Source organism: Paraburkholderia sabiae (assembly GCF_030412785.1).
In the GTDB taxonomy this organism is placed as follows: Bacteria; Pseudomonadota; Gammaproteobacteria; order Burkholderiales; family Burkholderiaceae; genus Paraburkholderia; species Paraburkholderia sabiae.
In genome coordinates this window covers 2257161-2275924 of the sequence record NZ_CP125295.1, presented here as the reverse complement: position 1 = coordinate 2275924, position 18764 = coordinate 2257161, and the positions used below count along the sequence as shown (strand labels likewise).

The following is an 18764-nucleotide window of genomic DNA, read 5'->3' as shown; positions in this document are numbered from 1 at the left end:
TCCGGCGCCTGTCTGGCGCTATCCCTTGCCCTGCCTCTCGTATGCAAACCGGGCCGCGCACTCGCGTCGCCCGGTGATTTCGAACGTCGTAAGCCAACGCCGTAAGCGAATCACTGTTGTAGCCGTACCCAAGAAAAAGCAGAAGAAAGCGAAGCTGCCTCAGAAGCATCGAACAAAGGAGAGCAATTTGGTTTTGGAACTGGAGCGGGTCACCGTCGTTTCGGGCGGGCTGACGCATCTGTATGGCGTCGATCTGCGGCTCGTCCCGGGGGCGATCAATGTACTGCTGGGGCCGACCCAGGCAGGCAAGACCACGCTGATGCGCGTGATGGCAGGACTCGATAAACCCGCGTCCGGTCGCGTCCTCGCTGACGGCCAGGATGTGACGGGGGTGAGCGTGCGTCAGCGCAACCTCGCGATGGTCTATCAGCAGTTCATCAACTATCCCGCGATGACGGTGTTCGACAACATCGCGTCGCCGCTCAAGCTGCAAAAGACGGATGCCGCCGACATTCGCCGCCGCGTGAACGAGGTTGCGTCGAAGCTGCATATCGAGCATCTGCTCGATCGACGTCCCGGCGAGCTGTCAGGCGGGCAGCAGCAGCGTTGCGCGCTGGCGCGCGCGCTCGTCAAGCGCACGTCGCTCGTGCTGCTCGACGAGCCGCTGGTGAACCTCGATTACAAGCTGCGCGAAGAACTTCGCGCGGAACTCACGACGCTCTTTGCCGACGGCAAGACGACTGTCGTCTATGCGACGACGGAGCCGCTTGAAGCGCTGTTGCTCGGCGGCTACACGGCCGTTGTCGACAAGGGACGCGTGCTGCAGTTCGGACCGACGCTCGACGTCTACAACGCGCCCGCGAACGTCGACGTGGCCGCCGTCTTTAACGATCCGCCCATGAACATGCTGACGAGCGAACTGCTCGAGAACGGCGACGCGCGACTGCCCATCGGCGTCGACGTGCCTGTGCGACGCGCAGCCGCGACGGCGGTCGGTACGGGCACCTGTCGCATCGGCATACGGCCAGGCCATCTGCGTCTCGCGCCGCGCAATGCGCATTCGATCGCGGTGCCGTGCCTGCTCGAACTCGCCGAACTGAGCGGCTCGGAAACCTATCTGCACCTGCACACGCGTCATGGCGGCATCGACCTCGTCGCGCAGCTGCAAGGCGTGCATCAGATCGAGATCGGCACGCAGCTGGACGTGTACATCGACCCCGACGAACTGTTCGTGTTCGGCGCGGACGCCAATCTCGTCGCGCGTCCCAAGGTGCAGGAGGTGGCATATGGCGCGCATTGAGTTTCAGAACTTGGGGCACGCATACCGCCCGAATCCCGCATCGCTCGACGACTACGCCTTGCAGCCGATGAGCATGGTCTGGGAAGACGGCGGCGCCTATGCGCTGCTCGGACCTTCGGGTTGCGGGAAATCGACCTTGCTGAACATTGTGTCGGGTCTCGTGAAGCCTTCGGAAGGCAAGGTGCTTTTCAATGGGCGCGACGTCACCACATTGGGCGCGCGCGAACGCAACATCGCGCAGGTGTTCCAGTTCCCAGTCATCTACGACACGATGACCGTGTTCGACAATCTGGCGTTTCCATTGCGCAATCGCGGGCTGCCCACGGCAGAAGTTCGCACGCGCGTGCACGAAGTGGCCGACATTCTTGATATGGCGCGCGAGTTGCCGCGCAAGGCGAGCAATCTGTCGGCGGACGCGAAGCAGAAGATTTCGCTTGGACGCGGACTCGTGCGCAAGGACGTCGCGGCGATTCTGTTCGACGAGCCGCTGACCGTCATCGATCCGCACATGAAGTGGATGCTGCGGCGTCAACTGAAGAAGATCCATCAGCAACTGAAGCTCACGCTGATCTACGTGACGCACGATCAGGTCGAGGCGCTGACTTTTGCCGATGAAGTGGTCGTCATGACCAATGGACGCGTCGTGCAAAAGGGCGGCCCAGAAGCGCTATTTCTGAGGCCCGATCATTCGTTTGTCGGCTATTTCATCGGCAGTCCGGGGATGAATCTGTGCCCCGTGAGTCTGGATGAAAGTGCGATCAAGCTCGGTTCGCAGCGCATTGCTGTCGACCCGAATACGCTTGCGACGCTCAAGAACACGAACGGCGATCTGAAGCTGGGCATTCGCCCTGAATTCGTGCGCCTTGCCAATGACGGCGAAAGCGGTGCCGTCAAGGCGCAAGTCACGCGTGCACAGCAGCTCGGTAATTATCAGCTCGTGACGGCGAATTGCGAAGGTCACGTTTTCAACGCCAAGATGGAGCCTAATTTGCGCGTCGTGGATGGCCCTGTGTGGTTGCGCGTCGCCGCACCCGAAACCGTTTATTTCAGCAACGACGAACGCATCGCGGTACGTGCCGCAGCAGGAGGCGCGTGATGAACAAGCCGCTCAATCAGAAAGCGTGGCTGCTTGTCGTGCCCGTATTCATTTGCGTCGCGTTCTCCGCGATATTGCCGTTGATGACGGTCGTCAACTATTCGGTGCAGGACATCATCAGCCCGACACAGCATGTGTTCGTCGGTACGGAATGGTTTCGCAACATCATGACCGATCCCGATCTGCGCGGCGCATTGGGGCGGCAGATCATTTTCTCGGCGTGCGTGCTGCTGTTCGAAATACCGCTTGGCGTCGCGCTCGCTCTTGCAATGCCGGCGTCGGGCTGGCGTGCATCGGCTGCTCTCGTCGTGCTCGCAATGCCGCTGCTGATTCCATGGAACGTAGTCGGCACGATCTGGCAGATCTTTGGGCGGCCCGACATCGGCCTGCTTGGTTATGCATTGAATCGCATCGGCGTCGAGTACAACTACACGGCAAGTCCGACCGATGCATGGGTAACCGTGCTCGTGATGGACATCTGGCACTGGACCCCGCTCGTCGCATTGCTCTGCTATGCAGGCTTGCGCGCAATTCCCGATGCCTTCTATCAGGCTGCGGAAATCGACGGCGCCAGCCGCTTTGCGGTGTTCCGCTATATCCAGTTGCCCAAGATGCGCGGCGTGCTCATGATCGCGGTGCTGTTGCGCTTCATGGACAGTTTCATGATCTACACGGAACCTTTCGTATTGACGGGCGGCGGCCCGGGTGACTCGACGACATTCCTTAGCCAGTACCTCACGCAAAAAGCCGTCGGCCAATTCGATCTTGGTCCTGCGGCAGCGTTTTCGCTGATCTACTTCCTGATCATTCTTTTGCTCTGCTTCATTCTTTATAACTGGATGGAGCGCGTAGGCAAGGGCGGTCCTGCAACGACGGGAGAAGACAATGCGTGACAATCGCCGCTGGATACGCGCGCTCGTATTGCTCGTCTATATTGCATTCGCGCTGATTCCTTTGTACTGGATGTTGTCGATTTCGCTACGCACGAACGAAGAAACGATGTCGGCGTTTTCGATCTGGCCGCATCACGTGACCTTCGACAACTTCAAGATCATTTTCACCGACCCGTCGTGGTACTGGGGCTACATCAACTCGATCGTCTATGTGTTGATGAATACGGTGATGTCGGTGCTCGTCGCATTGCCGGCTGCGTACGCGTTCTCGCGTTATCGCTTTCTCGGCGACAAGCACATGTTCTTCTGGCTGCTCACCAACCGGATGACGCCGCCCGCTGTGTTTCTTTTGCCGTTCTTTCAGCTCTATTCGAGCGTCGGTTTGATGGACACGTATGTCGCCGTTGCACTCGCGCATATGTTGTTCAACGTGCCGCTCGCCGTGTGGATTCTCGAAGGCTTCATGTCGGGTGTGTCGCGTGAAATCGACGAGACCGCATATATCGACGGTTATTCGTTTCCCGCTTTCTTCATCAAGATCTTCTTGCCGCTCATCAAGGCGGGTGTCGGCGTGACGGCGTTCTTCTGCTTCATGTTCAGCTGGGTCGAATTGCTGCTCGCGCGCACGCTGACTACGGTGAACGCGAAGCCGATCGCAGCCGTGATGACGCGCACGGTATCGGCAGCGGGTATGGATTGGGGCGTGCTGTCGGCCGCCGGCGTGCTGACGATCATTCCCGGCGCCCTCGTTATCTATTTCGTGCGCAACTACATCGCGAAGGGCTTTGCGATGGGGAGAGTGTGATGTTCAAGTGGATGTACTGGACACCGGAAGTCGCGATCTTCTTTGGCTGCGTCGTCGTGATGCTTGCGGGAATGACGCTTTGGGAACTGCGCGCACCGACTATCGAACGCAAAGGCTTTTTGCCGATTGCCACGACGCGCGGCGACCGGCTCTTTATCGGCCTGTTGACAGCGGCGTATGTGAATCTCGCATGGATCGCCATCAGCGGCGAGGGCGCAAGCGCATGGCCGGGCTTTGCGGCATCCGTTGTCGTGCTGCTCGCGATCATGTGGCGAGGATAGAAGAGTAAGAACAAACCGGTTCCGTTGATGCCCCGGGCGGCAATCGGCTGATGATCCATAAGGGGTGTGGAGACAGGAGAAGACCATGCAACACAGGAGACGGATCGTCGCGCTTGCAGTGGCAGGAGTGGTCGCGGGGGCATGTGCGAATCACGCTGCGCTTGCGGGCACGCCCGAAGCGCAGAAATGGGTCGACAGCGAATTCCAGCCGAGCACGCTGTCCAAGCAGCAGCAGATGGACGAAATGAAGTGGTTCATCGACACGGCTGCGAAACTCAAGGCGGCAGGCGTCAAGGAAGTACACGTGGTGTCGGAAACGATCGACACGCACATGTATGAATCGAAGACGCTTGCAAAGGCATTTACGGAAATCACCGGGATTCCCGTCAAGCACGACATCATTCAGGAAGGCGATGTCGTCGAAAAGTTGCAGACGTCGATGCAGTCGGGTCAAAGCATTTACGACGGCTGGATTTCGGACTCGGACCTGATTGGCACGCACTATCGCTATGGTGTGATCGTGCCGCTCTCCGATTACATGACAGGCGAGGGCAAGGAGTATACGAATCCGGGCCTCGATCTGAAGGACTTTATCGGCACGAGCTTTACGACTGCGCCGGACAAGAAGCTCTATCAATTGCCGGACCAGCAGTTCGCAAATCTCTACTGGTTCCGCGCGGACTGGTTCGCGCGCAAGGACTTGCAGGACAAGTTCAAGGCGAAGTATGGCTATGACCTCGGTGTGCCGGTTAACTGGTCGGCGTATGAAGATATCGCAGACTTCTTCACGAACGATGTGAAGACCATCGACGGCGAAAAGGTCTTTGGTCACATGGATTACGGCAAGAAAGATCCGTCGCTGGGATGGCGCTTCACCGACGCATGGCTTTCGATGGCCGGTGAAGCCGATAAAGGTATTCCGAACGGCATTCCCGTCGACGAATGGGGCATTCGCGTGACACCGGATGGATGTCACCCCGTCGGTGCATCCGTGTCGCGCGGCGGTGGTACGAATAGTCCCGCAGCCGTGTTCGCCACGACGAAATACGTCGATTGGCTGAAGAAGTATGCGCCGCCCGAAGCGTCGGGTATGACGTTCAGCGAGGCGGGCCCGGTGCCGGCGCAAGGCAAGATCGCCCAGCAGATCTTCTGGTACACGGCATTCACTGCCTCGATGCTGAAACCCGGTAACGTCACGAACGCGGACGGTACGCCGAAGTGGCGGATGGCGCCGTCGCCGCATGGCCCCTACTGGAAGGACGGCATGCAAAACGGCTATCAGGACGTTGGTTCGTGGACTTTCTTCAAGTCGACGCCTGCGAACCAGCGCGCGGCTGCGTGGCTCTACGCGCAGTTCGTCACGTCGAAGACGGTGTCGCTGAAGAAGTCGATCGTTGGTCTTACGTTCATTCGCGATTCCGACATTCATAGCGACTACTTCACCAAGAATGCGGACAAATACGGCGGCCTGATCGAGTTCTATCGCAGTCCGGCGCGCGTTGCATGGACGCCGACGGGCAATAACGTCCCCGACTATCCGAAGATGGCGCAATTGTGGTGGAAGAACGTCGCAACGGCTGCTGCCGGCGAGAAGACACCGCAAGCCGCAATGGACAACCTCGCGAAGGAAATGGACCAGGTGCTGGGCCGTTTGCAGCGCGCAGGGATGAAAGTCTGTGCGCCGGAGTTGAATGCGGAAAGCGATCCGTCGAAGTGGCTCTCCGATCAGCACGCGCCGTGGAAGAAGCTCGCGAATGAAAAGCCGAAGGGCGAAACGGTCAAGTACGACCAGTTGCTCGCAGCATGGAAGGCAGGCAAGGTGCGCTAAGCGTCTTAAGCAAATAAGCGAGAAGGTTTAAAGGCGGCGTCGAAAGACGCCGCTTTTTTTATTGGACCTTTAATCGCAATTAAAAGCAGTGGCAATTGAGCATGATTTGTGCGTTAGTCGAAAGCTAATCGTCATTTGAAAGAATGACGCGCAATGACCACACATGCCGTGTGCATGATTGCGAACCATTACCGTTCATGTAATGATACCGATTCTCATTTAAGAGGGGCCAGCCGAGGCTTTCGGCTCGGCGGGGCGGTTTGCGCGAACGCGCGAACCGGACGGGCAGGCAGCGCCCGTAGCACCAAAAAAAATCAGTGACAACGACAGGGAATCGCGATGCATCGAACTACGCCACTCGCAGCGGCCGTCATGGCCGTCTTTGCGACGCCGCTCTACGCACAAACGACGACGCCGGCCACACCGGCAGCACAGGTAGCCCAGGCCGCATCGTCCACTTCTCCCGCCAGCCAGCCCTCCGCCAGCCAGCCTTCCGACAACGCCACCCTGCCCACCGTCAAGGTGACGAGCCAGGCCGACAACGCCACCGATTTCCAGGCCGACACGTCGAGCGTCGGCGCCAAGGTGCCGACCGCGCTGCGTGACATTCCGCAAGCCGCGACCGTCGTGCCCAAGGCAGTGCTGCAATCGCAGGCCGTCAGCTCGTTCTCCGACGCGTTGCGCAACGTGCCCGGCATCACGATCGGCGCGGCGGAAGGCGGTCAGATCGGCAACAACATCAACCTGCGCGGCTTCTCGGCGCGCACCGACATTTACCTCGACGGCTTCCGCGATCGCGGCCAGTACTATCGCGACACGTTCAACCTCGAGTCGATCGACGTGCTGTATGGGCCGTCGTCGCTGTATTTCGGCCGCGGATCGACGGGCGGCGTGATCAACCAGGTCAGCAAGGAGCCGACGCTGAAGAAGCGCGCCGACGTCTCCGTGCAGGCCGGCACCCATGACCGTTACCGCACGACCGTCGACCTCGACACGCCGATTACTGACACGTCAGCGTTCCGCATCAACGCGTTCGGCCAGAGCCTCGGTTCGTCGCGCGATGTGATGAAGAACAAGGACTACGGCGTTGCGCCTGAAGTAAAGTTCGGCATCGGCACGCCGACGGAAATCACGTTGTCCGCGCTGATCCAGCACAATCGCGATCAGCCCGACTACGGCATTCCGCCGCTGAACGGTCACCCCGCGCCTGTGAATCGCGGCACGTTCTACGGCTACACCGACGACCGCACGATTCAGGACGTGCAGACGCTCAGCGCGCGCATCAAGCATCGCTTCAACGACGACCTGACCCTGCGCAACCAGACGCAGTTCAGCCACTACAGCACGGAAGCGCGCGCGACTAACGCGGCATCGGTGCTGACTGGGCCGCTCGGGACATCGACGGCGCTCACGAACGGCAACTTCACGACGATCGATCCGTCGAAACTGTTCGTGAAGCTGCAGGGCAAGGACCGCAACATTAACGACCACTCGGTCTATAACTCGACCGATCTCGAAGCGAAGTTCAACACGGGTCCGCTCAAGCACGACGTGATCACAGGTCTCGACCTGAGCCACGAAACGTATAGCAACCAGAGTTTCACGGCTACCTCGCCGGGTCTGCCGTCGAACACCATCGGCATCGTGCCGCTGATCGATCCCGCTTATACGCCGCGTCCGTCGAACGTGAAGGAAGTGGCGACCAATCTCGCTGAATCGAGCGCGAATGGCGTGGGCGCGTATGTGAACGACACGGTGTCGATCGGTCAGCACTGGAAGGTCGTGGGCGGCGTGCGCTGGGATCGCTACGAAGCGTCGATCCACAACTCGATCAACGTGCCCGGCTATGCAACGCAGACGAACTACTTCACCAGCGTGCGCGGCGGCATCATCTATCAGCCGGCCGACTGGCAGTCGTATTACGTGTCATATGGCACGTCGTTCGATCCTTCGCTCGAAGCGCTGACGTTGACCAATGGGCAGCAGAATCTGCCGCCCGAGCATAACAAGTCGTATGAAGTGGGCGCGAAGCTGGATCTGCTCGGCGGCGGGCTGTCCGTCACGCAATCGCTTTTCAACATCGAAAAGACGAATGCGCGCACGGCGAACCCGGACGGCAGCTACACGCTCGACGGCGATATCCGCGTGCGCGGCTATCAGATGGGTCTTGCCGGTCACATCACGAACAACTGGCAGGTGTTCGGCGGCTATACGTACATGGACGGCGAGATCCTGAAGGCCTTCGACGGCACGCAGGGCAAGGTGCCCGCCAACACGCCGAAACATACGCTGACGCTGTGGACGACGTATCTCTTCACGCCGCATTGGGAAATCGGCGGCGGTCCGACGTACATGTCGTCGCGTTATGCGGCCAACAACAACTTCGTGCAGGTTGGCGGCTACACGCGTTGGGACGCGATGGCGGCGTATCACGCGAAGCGTTACGACGTCCAGCTCAACGTGCTGAACCTGACCGACAAGAACTACTACGACGCGCTGATTCCGTCCGACGGCGGACGCGCAGTGCCGGGTTATGGGCGCACGTTCCTCGCGACGGTAAACTATCGCTTTTTCTGATCGCATGAAGCGATAGCCCACGACAGGCCGCGCGCTTTCCCGCATGAAGCGATTCATGCGGAAGGCGCGCGGCGCTGTCCGTTATGCAGGAAACTGAACGATGATTGTCACGATCCCGGACGTACTGAGTCCCGCCGAAGCCGCCGCGATGCGTGCGCAACTCGAAGCGAGCGATGCATGGGTCGATGGCCGCGCGACAGCCGGCTATCAGGGCGCGCCCGTCAAGCGTAACCAGCAGATCGAACAGACGGCGCCGATCGCGCTGGAAATGGGCGACCGGATCGTTGCATCGCTGGAACGTCATCCGCTTTTCATCAGCGCCGCGTTGCCGAACAAGGTGTACCCGCCGCTCTTCAACCGCTACGAAGGCGGCATGCACTTCGGCAGTCACGTCGACGGTGCAATCCGTCTCGTGCCGGGCAGCGGTGTGCGTGTGCGCACCGACATCTCGATCACGCTTTTTCTCACACCGCCCGACGAATACGATGGCGGCGAACTGCTAATCGAAGATACGTATGGCGTGCAGGAAGTGAAGCTGCCCGCCGGACACGCAATCGTCTATCCAGGCACGAGCCTGCATCAGGTGAGGCCCGTGACGCGCGGCGCGCGCGTGTCGAGTTTCTTTTGGGCGCAAAGCCTGGTGCGCGACGACACGCAGCGTGCGATGCTGTTCGATCTCGACGGCGCGATCCAGCGGCTCAATGCATCGAATGGCGATGAAGCGGCTCGCCGCACGCTGGTGGGCTGTTATCACAACCTGCTGCGCATGTGGAGCGAGACGTAAAGCACTACGCGGTGCGTCGCGCTGAAGATGAAGCGGCCGCATTCTTCTGCGGATTCCGCCCGCTTTGCAGCAGAAACACGCCGCCGAGAATGCAGACCATCGCGAGCAGATCGAGCGAGTGGATCGGCTCGTGTGCGAACAGCACGCCGATCGCCAGTGCGACGACAGGCGGAATATACGTGACGCTCGACGCCGCCAGCGCACCGAGCCGCTGCACGATGAAGTAATAGAGGATGTACGCGACGCCCGTGCCGAGCAGCCCAAGTCCGAGCACGATGCCGACGGCTGCGCGCGTGTCGTGCGCGATGTGCGTCATGCCGTCGAACGGCGTGACGCAGGCAATCGTCAGGAGCGCAAAGCCGATCTGCCATGTGGACAGCGCGACGGGCGACATGTCGAGCTTCGACAGAAAGCGCCGCGCATAGACGAACGAACAGCCCACGCTCAACGAACCCGCCGCCATATACGCGACGCCACTCAGATTCACGCTTGTGACGGCGCCGTTCCACGGGCGCGCGATCATCAGCACGCCAACGAAGCCGCACACCACGCCGACGATCATGCGCATGGTCGGCCGCTCGGCACGCAACAGCGCCCACGCACAGACGAACGAGAACAGCGGAATCGCGCCGCTCAACATGCCGGCGACGCTCGATAGCAACAGCGTCGCGCCTTTTGCAAACGCGTAGTAGTAGACGCTCGTTGCCAGCAGCGACATCACGATGAAGTGATGCGCATGGCGCAACTGCTTCCATGACAGCGCCTTCGTCGCAAGCGCATAGACGAGCAGCGGCAGAAAACCGAACAGCACGCGCAGAAAGACGATTTGAGCGGGCGTGATCAACACGCTGGCCCACTTCATAAAAAGAAAATTGCTGCCCCAGATGAAGCCGAGCAGCGCGAACGCGAGATAAGCGGGGTTCATGGCAAACACCATCGGATGCATGGACGATGGGCCGATTGTGCTGCGCGCACAGATGCGGTACAAACGATTTGTTCTCGTCGATAGCGCAGAAAAACTATCCTATGTCCGCCATGCCACCTTTAAAAGCGCTGGTTTCGTTCGAAGCGGCGATGCGCCTGACCAGTTTTTCTCTAGCTGCCGATGAGCTGAGCGTGACGCCCGGCGCAGTCGGCCAGCAGATCCAGAAACTCGAAGCGTGGCTCGGCGTCGCGTTGTTTGCGCGTCAGGTCAGACAGATCGTGCCGACGGACGAAGCGCGCGCCTACTACGCGCAGATTCAGCCCGCGCTCGCGCAGATCATGCACGCGAGCCGTCGCGTGCGAGAGAACCAGAACAAGGGAGTTCGCGTGTCGATGCCGCCGAGCTTCGCCGCCAAATGGTTTGCGCCCAGGATGACGGAGTTTCTGATCGCGCATCCGGGCATCGCCCTGGAACTGAATACGACGACCGCGATGGTCGATTTCGAACTGCAGTCGATCGATCTCGCTGTGCGCTATTTCGACGGCAATGCGCCTGAGTTGAACGTGCAATTGCTGCATTCCGACGAAGCCCGCGTCTATTGCAGTCCGTCGTACGCAAGAAAGCTGAAGCTGAAAACGCCCGACGATCTGCAACGCGCGACACTGCTACACAACACGCTGCATCCGCATTGGACTACGTGGTTGAAAAAATTCGGCAAATTGTCCGCGAGGCAGATCGACGGCATCGCGGGGATTCATTTCGACCAGTCACTGATGGCGATCGAAGCGGCCGTGCGCGGGCAGGGCGTCGTGCTGACGAGCGCGGTGTTGACGGAAGCGGAGCAGGCGGCGAAGTCGTTGATCGATCCGTTTGGTTTGAGCCTGCCGTTGAAGACCGCGTATTACCTCGTGTATCCCAAGTCAATTGAACTCAAGCCGGGTGCGGCGACATTGAAAGCGTGGTTCATCGGCGATCAATAAAAAACGCCCGCAAAATGCGAGCGTTTTTCAAACACGAAGCAAGCGGAAGATCAACCCGGCAGCATGCCAGGCAACACATAAGCCTGCAACAGCGTGATCAACCCGACGATCACTGCGAACAGCAGGCTATGCCGCACAGTGAAGCGGAACAGTTCCGACTCGCGTCCGACGAGACCCGTCGCCGCGCAAGCAACCGCGATCGACTGCGGCGAAATCATCTTGCCCGTTACACCGCCCGTCGTGTTGGCAGCCACGAGCAACGTGTCCGACACGCCGATCTGATGCGCCGTCGTATGTTGAAGCGAGCAGAAGAGCGCATTCGACGACGTATCCGAGCCTGTCAGGAACACGCCGAGCCAGCCGAGTATCGGCGAGAAAAACGGGAATGCGGCGCCCGTGCCCGCGAGCAGCAGTGCCAGCGTCGACGACATGCCCGAGTAGTTCGCGACGAACGCGAACGACAGCACGAGACCGATCGACAGCACAGGACGACGCAATTCCTTCAGCGTTTCGACGAACGTCGTGATCGCATCGCGCGGCTTCACGCGCAGCAAAACCATCGAGATCAGCGCAGTCAGCAGAATCGCCGTGCCGACTGCGGAGAGCAGGTCGATCTTGAGCACGGCTTCGTACGCTTTGGGCGTCGCGACGATAGGCGCGGTTTTCATCACGAGTTGATCGAGCGCGGGCACCTTGAACTTGATGATGCTCCAGGCCAGCGCGCCTTTCGCGCCGAACAGCGCCTTGAACGATTGCAGGCTCCACACAGTCACGACCGCGGTGAGAATGCCGAACGGCGCCCACGCGCGAATCGTCTGCGTGAGTGTGTACGGCGACGCGCGACGGCTCGTGCCAATCGATCCATCACCACCGAAGCCGCCGAAACCACCGACGCCCGACAGCGCCGCCGCGCCGCCGCTCATCGTGCTACTTCCCGTGCCGCGCGCCGTATCGTGTGCACGGCGCGGCTGCCACACCTTCAGGAACGAAGCGAGCGCGACGAGGCTCACGAGCGCCGACGTGATATCCGGCAGTTCGGGTCCGATGTGATTCGACGTGAAATACTGCGTGACGGCGAAGCTGCCGCCCGCGACGAGCGCGGCCGGCCACGTTTCCTTGATGCCGCGCTTGCCGTCCATCATGAACACGAGCCAGAACGGCACAGCCAGCGACAGCAGCGGCAACTGACGGCCCGCCGTCGCGCCGATCAGGAACGGATCGATGCCTGTCACCTGGCCCGCGACGATGATGGGAATGCCCATCGCGCCGAACGCGACGGGCGCCGTGTTCGCGATCAGGCACATGCCCGCCGCCTTCAGCGGATCGAAACCGAGACCGACGAGCAGCGCCGCCGTGATCGCAACGGGCGCGCCGAAGCCTGCCGCGCCTTCCAGAAACGCGCCAAACGAAAAGCCGATCAGCAGCAGTTGCAGGCGCTGATCGTCCGTCAACGCGAGCACGGATGCGCGGATGATGTCGAACTGGCCCGTCTTCACGACCAGTTTGTAGAGGAACACGGCCGTGATGATGATCCATGCGATCGGCCACAAGCCATATGCAAAGCCGAAGCCTGCGGCTGCGAACGCCTGCGGCGCGGGCATGTCGTACGCGAAGATCGCGACGGCCAGCGACAGGATCAGCGTGCCTGCTGCTGCAACATGTCCCTTCAGACGCAACGCCGCCAGCGCGACGAAGAAAAAGATGATCGGGATGCTGGCCGCGAGCGCGGAAAGCCAGAGGCTGCCGAGCGGCAAATAGGTCTGATACCACGGGTGCATGTCGGTCTCCTCCGAAGATGCGTTTAATGAATTCTTTTTTGCGGCACGCAGCCGCTCACCGTGCATCGCCTGATAAGCGATGCACGCGTGTCGAGGTTCGTGGAAAAAGAAAAAGCTATTCGGGCTGGCCGCGCTCGCGCAACAGATCGTGCAGACTGCGCGCAGCGGGCTTCAGCGGCTCGCGATGACGCGTCCAGCCCATCTGGTTCTTCGGCGCGAATCCGCGCAGCCGCGTCGCGGCCCAGCGCAGCATCCGGTAGGCGCGCGGATGCGCGAACGCACCGCTCCAGAAACGCCACACGAACTGTTCTTCGCGGCTGAACTTCGCGCCCTGGCCGCGCAGCGGATGCGCGACCACTTCGTTGGGATCGCGATTCGCTTCCGTGCGCAGACGCACCAGCAGTTCGGGAATCGGAATGCGCACGGGGCACACTTCGCCGCATGCGCCGCACAGGCTCGATGCCGTCGGCAGATCGGCGGTTTCTTCGAGTCCGAGCAGATGCGGCGAAATGATCTTGCCGATCGGACCCGGATACGTCGTGCCGTATGCGTGTCCGCCGATACGCGTGTACACGGGGCAATGATTCATACACGCACCGCAACGGATGCATTGCAGCGTCGCGCGCAACTGTTCGTCCGCATAAGCCTGCGTGCGGCCATTGTCGAGCAGCACGACGTGCATTTCACGCGGGCCATCGCGTTCACCTTCGCGTCGCGGGCCGGTGATCAGGTTGAAGTACGTCGTGATCGCCTGGCCCGTTGCGGAGCGCGTCAGAAGGCTCGAAAGCGGCACGACGTGCGACAGCTTCGCGACCACTTTCTCCATGCCCATGATCGCGATATGCACGTCGGGCACGGTGGTCGACAGGCGTCCGTTGCCTTCGTTTTCGACCAGCCAGAGCGTGCCCGTATCGGCGGCCGCGAAGTTGACGCCGGACAACCCGACGTCGGCATCGACGAATGCGCGGCGCAATGCGCGGCGACCCGTCTGGATCAACTCGTCGACATCTTCCGTATAGCGCGTATCGGGAATGTGCTGCTCGAACAGTTCGGCGATATCCGCTTTCGTCTTGTGAATCGCGGGCATCACGATATGCGAAGGCTTTTCGTGCGCGAGCTGCACGATGTACTCGCCCATATCCGATTCGATGCAGTCGATGCCGCGCGCTTCGAGATAATGGTTAAGCTCGATCTCCTCGCTCGCCATCGACTTGCCCTTGATCACGCGCTTCGCGTCGTGCGATTGCGCGATACCGTGAATGATCGCGGTGGCGTCGGCGGCTGTTTCGGCCCAGTGCACATGAACGCCGCGCGCCATGAGCTTTTCTTCGAGTTGCACGAGCAGATCGGGCAGGCGCGACAACGCGTGCTGGCGCAGGCTTTCGCCGAGATCGCGCAGATGCTGGAGTTCGTCGTCGTCGGGGAATTGCGTGCGGCGCTTGGTTTGCAGGAAGTCCATGGCGCCGCGAAAACTGCTGCGCAGTTTCGGGTCGTCGAGCGCGGCGCGGGCGCGTGCCTTGAAGTCTTGCGAGGGCACGAAGTGCATCGGTGTTGCGTTCATGCTGCGTCTCCGTGCTCAAGCGCTGCGTTATCGGCGTGATGTTCGACGATCACGACCCACAGTTCGCGCGGACCGTGTGCGCCATACGCGAGCGTTTGCTGAATGTCGGATGTCTTCGATGGTCCTGAGATCATCACGAGATTGGTCGGCATGCCCGCTTGCCATCGCTCGGCGCGCATCGCAGCGTGCAGGTCCGCGTGCAGCGTATGCGCGTAGACGAGCGCGATGTGCAGCGGCGGCACGAGCGACATCGTGCGTGGCGAACCCGAATCCGGTGCGACGATCAGCGTGCCCGTCGCTGCAAGACCCGAGCGCGCGACCGTGAAACCGGCGTCGATCGTGTCGAAGAGTTCTGCTTTCCAGTGTTCGATCGGCTGATCGTAGTTGCGTGTCGCGACATCGGGAGGCAGTGCCTGTTGCAACGCCGCGCCTTCCGCACGCGATGTATCGAGCAGCAGGCGCTTTATGTTTGCCTGCTGCAAGTGCTGCGCGATCAACGCGGGCCACGTGCGCTCTGTCGCGCGGAATACTTCGGCGTGTGAGGCAGTCAGCGCAGCCTGCATCGATTCAACGAGCGTCTGCGTGGGCAATGCAACGCGTCGATTGTCGTAGTGCAGATCGATACTGTCGTCGAGGCGTTTCAGATCGTCGTCCGAAACCCGAGCGGGCGCGGCGGCGCGCAGTCGACCGAGCATGCGTTCGCGCGCGTTCATGCTTTACGCCCCTTGTTTTGAGCATCGGCGCGTTGCGTGCGTCGCCACAGGAAGCTCGCGATATGTTCGACTTGAACGGGCGCGCCCTGATGCCGCGCCGCATGTCCGATGTTCAGCAGGCAACCGCAGTCCGCGGATACGATGCGCTCGCAGCCCGTCGCACACGCGGACGCTACCTTGTCGCGCACCATCGCGCCGGAAATGTCGGGATGCTTGAGCGAGAAAGTGCCGCCGAAACCGCAGCATTCCGATTCGCGCTCGTGCTCGATGCGAGTCACGCCCGGCAATGCATCGACGAGTTCGACGCCATGCACGCGCGTGCCCATTTCGCGGCGTGCCGCGCACGAGGTGTGCAGCACGACACGTTCGTCGGCGGCATCGCTCGTAGTGGGCAATTCGATGTGCAGCACGCGCAGCAGGAATTCGCTGAGTTCGTAGACGCGCTCGCTGAGTTCTTCTGCCTTTTGCGCCATCGCCGGATCGTCGGCGAACAGCTTCGGCCAGTGATGACGCATCATGCCCGCGCACGATCCCGACGGCACGATGACAGGCCAAGGCTTCGAGAAGAGATCGAACTGGGCGCGCGCAACGTCGCGTGCCTGTTCGGGATTGCCGCTGCTGTATGCGGGCTGGCCGCAGCAGCTTTGCTCCTGAGGAAAGTGCACGACGAGCCCTTCGCGTTCGAGCAGCTTCACGGCGTCGAGCCCGGCTTCGGGCACGAACAGGTCGACGAGGCAGGTGGCGAACAGATAGACATCGCGTGGGGCCGACGGGTATTGCCTTTCCTTCATATCTCGCTCCAGAATGCGTCCGCTTTTTGCGCCGCTTTAATCGCAAGTGGCTGCGCGGATCGCTTGAATCGTTGACGCATGATTCCCAAATGTGCGCGACAATACAAATTGGTTGGACCACTGGAGGCGCGGACATGGCGACGCAGACAAGAGAGCGGGGCAGGGTGGAGCGCATCATGCGCGAGATGGAAACCGCGCTGCTGGACGGCACATGGCCGCCGGGTTCGCGCTTGCCCGCCGAGCGCACGCTGGCGGAACAGTACGACGTGTCGCGCAATACGGTGCGCGAGGCGATCCAGCGGCTGGCGGCGCGCGGTCTGCTGCAAAGCCGGCGCGGCGCGGGTGTGTATGCAACGGATCAGTTGAGGGCGGGCATCGCGTCGCCGTGGGGACAACTGGTCGCCGATCACCCGGTATTGCGCAACGACATTCTGGAATTTCGCCGTGTGCTGGAAGGCGCGACCGCCTATTTCGCGGCGATGCGTGCGACGGCTGCGGACGTCAAGCGCATCCGTTCATTGATGCGCGAGCTGGAACGCTCGCACGATTGCGACGACAAGGAAAGCGAAGCCACGGCTGACACGCAGCTTCACGACGCGATTGCAAAAGCTTCGCACAATACGATGTTCCTGCATCTGCACACGAGCATTCTCGGCATGCTGCGCGAGCACATCACGATCAGCGGCACAGACTTGCGGCAGCTTGGTGCGAAGGAATCGGCGCAACTGCTGGTGCAGCATCGCGCCGTGTGCGACGCGATCTGCATGCGGCTTCCGGAAGAGGCGCGCACGGCGATGCACACGCATATCGACTACGTGCGCACCAACCTCAGCGAATGACGTGAAACTGGTCCAACCACTAGCGTCATCGAAACATCAGGCGGTTTCGGCAACCTGAAACGCGTCGACGGAAGTCTTCAGCCGCCCGGCCTGCTCGGTCAACGAATGCGCGGCGGCAGCAGCCTGTTCGACGAGCGCCGCGTTTTCCTGCGTGAGACTGTCCATCTGCGTGACGGCGAGATTCACCTGATCGATACCCGCGCTCTGTTCAGCAGCCGCCGCGGCGATTTCCTGCATGACGCCTGTCACGCTCGCAATCGCGTCGCGCGCCTGCTGGATCGTCGAGCCCGTGCGTTCGACAAGACCCGCGCCGTTGCCAACTTTATCGACGGCGCGGCTGATCAGTTGCCGCACTTCCTTCGCGGCGCCCGCGCTGCGATGCGCAAGCGTGCGCACTTCGCCCGCGACGACCGCGAAGCCGCGTCCCTGTTCGCCCGCGCGCGCCGCTTCGACGGCAGCGTTCAACGCAAGAATGTTGGTCTGGAACGCGATGCTCTCGATCACCGCGATCACCTCGACCATCTTCTGCGATTCCGTCGAGATATCGCGCATCGTCGAAACAGCCTCGCCGACCATCACGCTCCCCTGGTTCGCGATCTGCGCGGCGCTTTCGGCGAGTTCGCTGGCGGTGCGCGCGTTCTCTGCGGTCTGCCGGACCATCGACGTCATCTGTTCCATGCTCGCCGCCGTTTCCTGCAACGAAGCGGCCTGATTTTCAGTGCGCGACGAAAGATCGGCATTGCCGCTCGCGATTTCGCCCGCACCCGTCGCGACGTTATCGGCGGCGTGCTTGATCGCGCGGATCGTGTCCGTCAGCGTGTCGCGCATGCGGCGCATCTCGCGTAGAAGGCTGGCTTCATCGTTCTGGCGCGTATCGATCGACACAGTCAGATCGCCGATTGCAATCGCGTTCGCGACGTCCGCCGCGTAGCCGGGATCGCCGCCGATGGTGCGCTGGATGCTGCGGTTGGTCAGCGCGACGAGCGTGGCCAGCAGTACGGCGATGCCGATGAACACGCCGCCGATCAGATACAGCGAACGCATGAATGCCGCGTCGATATCGTCGACATACGCACCCGTCGCGATGATCCAGTCCCACGGCGCGTAGCGCACGACGTAGCCGATCTTGTCGACGGCTTCGGCGGGCTCCGACGCGGACGCGGGGCGCGAATGCGGAAACACGTAATCGACGAAGCCGCCTTCGGGCGACTGCGCGACCTTCGCGAACGATACGTAGTGGTGGCGGCCATCGGCGTCAGCTGCGCCCGCGAGATCCTTGCCATTGCTCGCGGGCTTGATCGGATGCATGACCATGCGCGGCGTCGAGTCGATCACGAGGAAATAACCGTCTTCGCCGTAGCGGATGTCGCGCAGGCGCGCGAGCGCTTCCTTGCGCGCGTCCGCATCGCTGAGCTTGCCGCTCTGCGCGAGCGCCGCGTACTCCTGAACCAGCGACAAGCCGACATGCGCGACATTGACGAGGTCGTTCTTGCGCTCCTCGATGCGCGTCTCGCGCGACAGATAGGCCGCCGACACCGAGACCAGCAACAACGCGAAAAGACTGATGACGAGCGGCAACCACAGCTTCTGGGTAAAACTCAGCTTCACCATTC

General features: G+C 61.2%; 16 protein-coding genes. 10 read left to right on the top strand and 6 right to left on the bottom strand.

From position 1 onward, the window contains the following. Positions 1-187: 187 nt before the first annotated feature. The 8 genes from QEN71_RS10205 (at position 188) to QEN71_RS10170 (ending at position 9564) form a co-directional block, all read left to right on the top strand. The gene (locus QEN71_RS10205; protein WP_201649163.1) at positions 188-1300 is read left to right on the top strand and encodes an ABC transporter ATP-binding protein; all 1113 of its coding nucleotides are present in this window, start codon (positions 188-190) and stop codon (positions 1298-1300) included. Beyond that, positions 1287-2396, top strand: a complete 1110-nt coding sequence (locus QEN71_RS10200; protein WP_201649164.1) for an ABC transporter ATP-binding protein — start codon at positions 1287-1289, stop codon at positions 2394-2396. Before QEN71_RS10205 ends, QEN71_RS10200 begins: the two co-directional genes overlap by 14 nt. Continuing rightward, positions 2396-3289, top strand: a complete 894-nt coding sequence (locus QEN71_RS10195; RefSeq protein WP_201649165.1) for a carbohydrate ABC transporter permease — start codon at positions 2396-2398, stop codon at positions 3287-3289. Before QEN71_RS10200 ends, QEN71_RS10195 begins: the two co-directional genes overlap by 1 nt. Beyond that, entirely contained in the window at positions 3282-4094 is an 813-nt protein-coding gene (locus QEN71_RS10190) for a carbohydrate ABC transporter permease (RefSeq protein WP_028365391.1), read from the top strand. The genes QEN71_RS10195 and QEN71_RS10190 overlap by 8 nt, the downstream gene beginning before the upstream one ends. Then, the gene (locus tag QEN71_RS10185; protein WP_201649166.1) at positions 4094-4375 is read left to right on the top strand and encodes a DUF2160 domain-containing protein; all 282 of its coding nucleotides are present in this window, start codon (positions 4094-4096) and stop codon (positions 4373-4375) included. Before QEN71_RS10190 ends, QEN71_RS10185 begins: the two co-directional genes overlap by 1 nt. A gap of 85 nt (positions 4376-4460) precedes the next feature. Beyond that, positions 4461-6203, top strand: coding sequence for an ABC transporter substrate-binding protein (locus QEN71_RS10180; protein WP_201649167.1), 1743 nt, complete (start codon positions 4461-4463; stop codon positions 6201-6203). Between the two features lie 339 nt (positions 6204-6542). After that, positions 6543-8780 (top strand): TonB-dependent receptor, encoded by a 2238-nt coding sequence (locus QEN71_RS10175; RefSeq protein WP_201649168.1) that lies wholly within the window; start codon positions 6543-6545, stop codon positions 8778-8780. Between the two features lie 100 nt (positions 8781-8880). Then, on the top strand, positions 8881-9564 hold the full coding sequence (locus tag QEN71_RS10170) for a Fe2+-dependent dioxygenase (protein WP_201649169.1): 684 nt from the start codon (positions 8881-8883) through the stop codon (positions 9562-9564). Between the two features lie 4 nt (positions 9565-9568). Here the strand turns inward: QEN71_RS10170 and QEN71_RS10165 are convergent, their stop codons facing one another. After that, positions 9569-10489, bottom strand: coding sequence for a DMT family transporter (locus tag QEN71_RS10165; RefSeq protein WP_201649170.1), 921 nt, complete (start codon positions 10487-10489; stop codon positions 9569-9571). 101 nt (positions 10490-10590) lie between these two features. On the opposite strand from QEN71_RS10165, the gene QEN71_RS10160 reads away from it, so the two are divergent. Then, complete coding sequence (locus QEN71_RS10160; RefSeq protein ID WP_201649171.1) at positions 10591-11469, top strand: LysR substrate-binding domain-containing protein; 879 nt, start codon at positions 10591-10593, stop codon at positions 11467-11469. 50 nt (positions 11470-11519) lie between these two features. On the opposite strand, the gene QEN71_RS10155 is transcribed toward QEN71_RS10160, so the two are convergent. From QEN71_RS10155 to QEN71_RS10140, 4 genes are all read right to left on the bottom strand, one after another. Continuing rightward, positions 11520-13247 carry a lactate permease LctP family transporter gene (locus tag QEN71_RS10155; protein ID WP_201649172.1) on the bottom strand — a complete coding sequence of 576 codons (1728 nt, stop codon included), beginning with the start codon at positions 13245-13247 and terminating at the stop codon, positions 11520-11522. A 115-nt stretch (positions 13248-13362) separates the two neighbouring features. After that, the gene (locus tag QEN71_RS10150) at positions 13363-14808 is read right to left on the bottom strand and encodes a LutB/LldF family L-lactate oxidation iron-sulfur protein (protein WP_201649173.1); all 1446 of its coding nucleotides are present in this window, start codon (positions 14806-14808) and stop codon (positions 13363-13365) included. Further along, complete coding sequence (locus QEN71_RS10145) at positions 14805-15521, bottom strand: LutC/YkgG family protein (RefSeq protein WP_201649174.1); 717 nt, start codon at positions 15519-15521, stop codon at positions 14805-14807. The genes QEN71_RS10150 and QEN71_RS10145 overlap by 4 nt, the downstream gene beginning before the upstream one ends. Then, positions 15518-16312, bottom strand: a complete 795-nt coding sequence (locus QEN71_RS10140; RefSeq protein ID WP_201649175.1) for a (Fe-S)-binding protein — start codon at positions 16310-16312, stop codon at positions 15518-15520. The genes QEN71_RS10145 and QEN71_RS10140 overlap by 4 nt, the downstream gene beginning before the upstream one ends. Positions 16313-16446: 134 nt before the next feature. On the opposite strand from QEN71_RS10140, the gene QEN71_RS10135 reads away from it, so the two are divergent. Continuing rightward, a complete protein-coding gene (locus tag QEN71_RS10135; protein WP_201649176.1) occupies positions 16447-17151 on the top strand; it encodes a FadR/GntR family transcriptional regulator in 705 nt (234 codons plus the stop codon). A gap of 36 nt (positions 17152-17187) precedes the next feature. Here QEN71_RS10135 and QEN71_RS10130 read toward each other — a convergent pair whose 3' ends face one another. Beyond that, the gene (locus QEN71_RS10130) at positions 17188-18762 is read right to left on the bottom strand and encodes a methyl-accepting chemotaxis protein (RefSeq protein WP_201649177.1); all 1575 of its coding nucleotides are present in this window, start codon (positions 18760-18762) and stop codon (positions 17188-17190) included. Between the last annotated feature and the right edge of the window lie 2 nt (positions 18763-18764).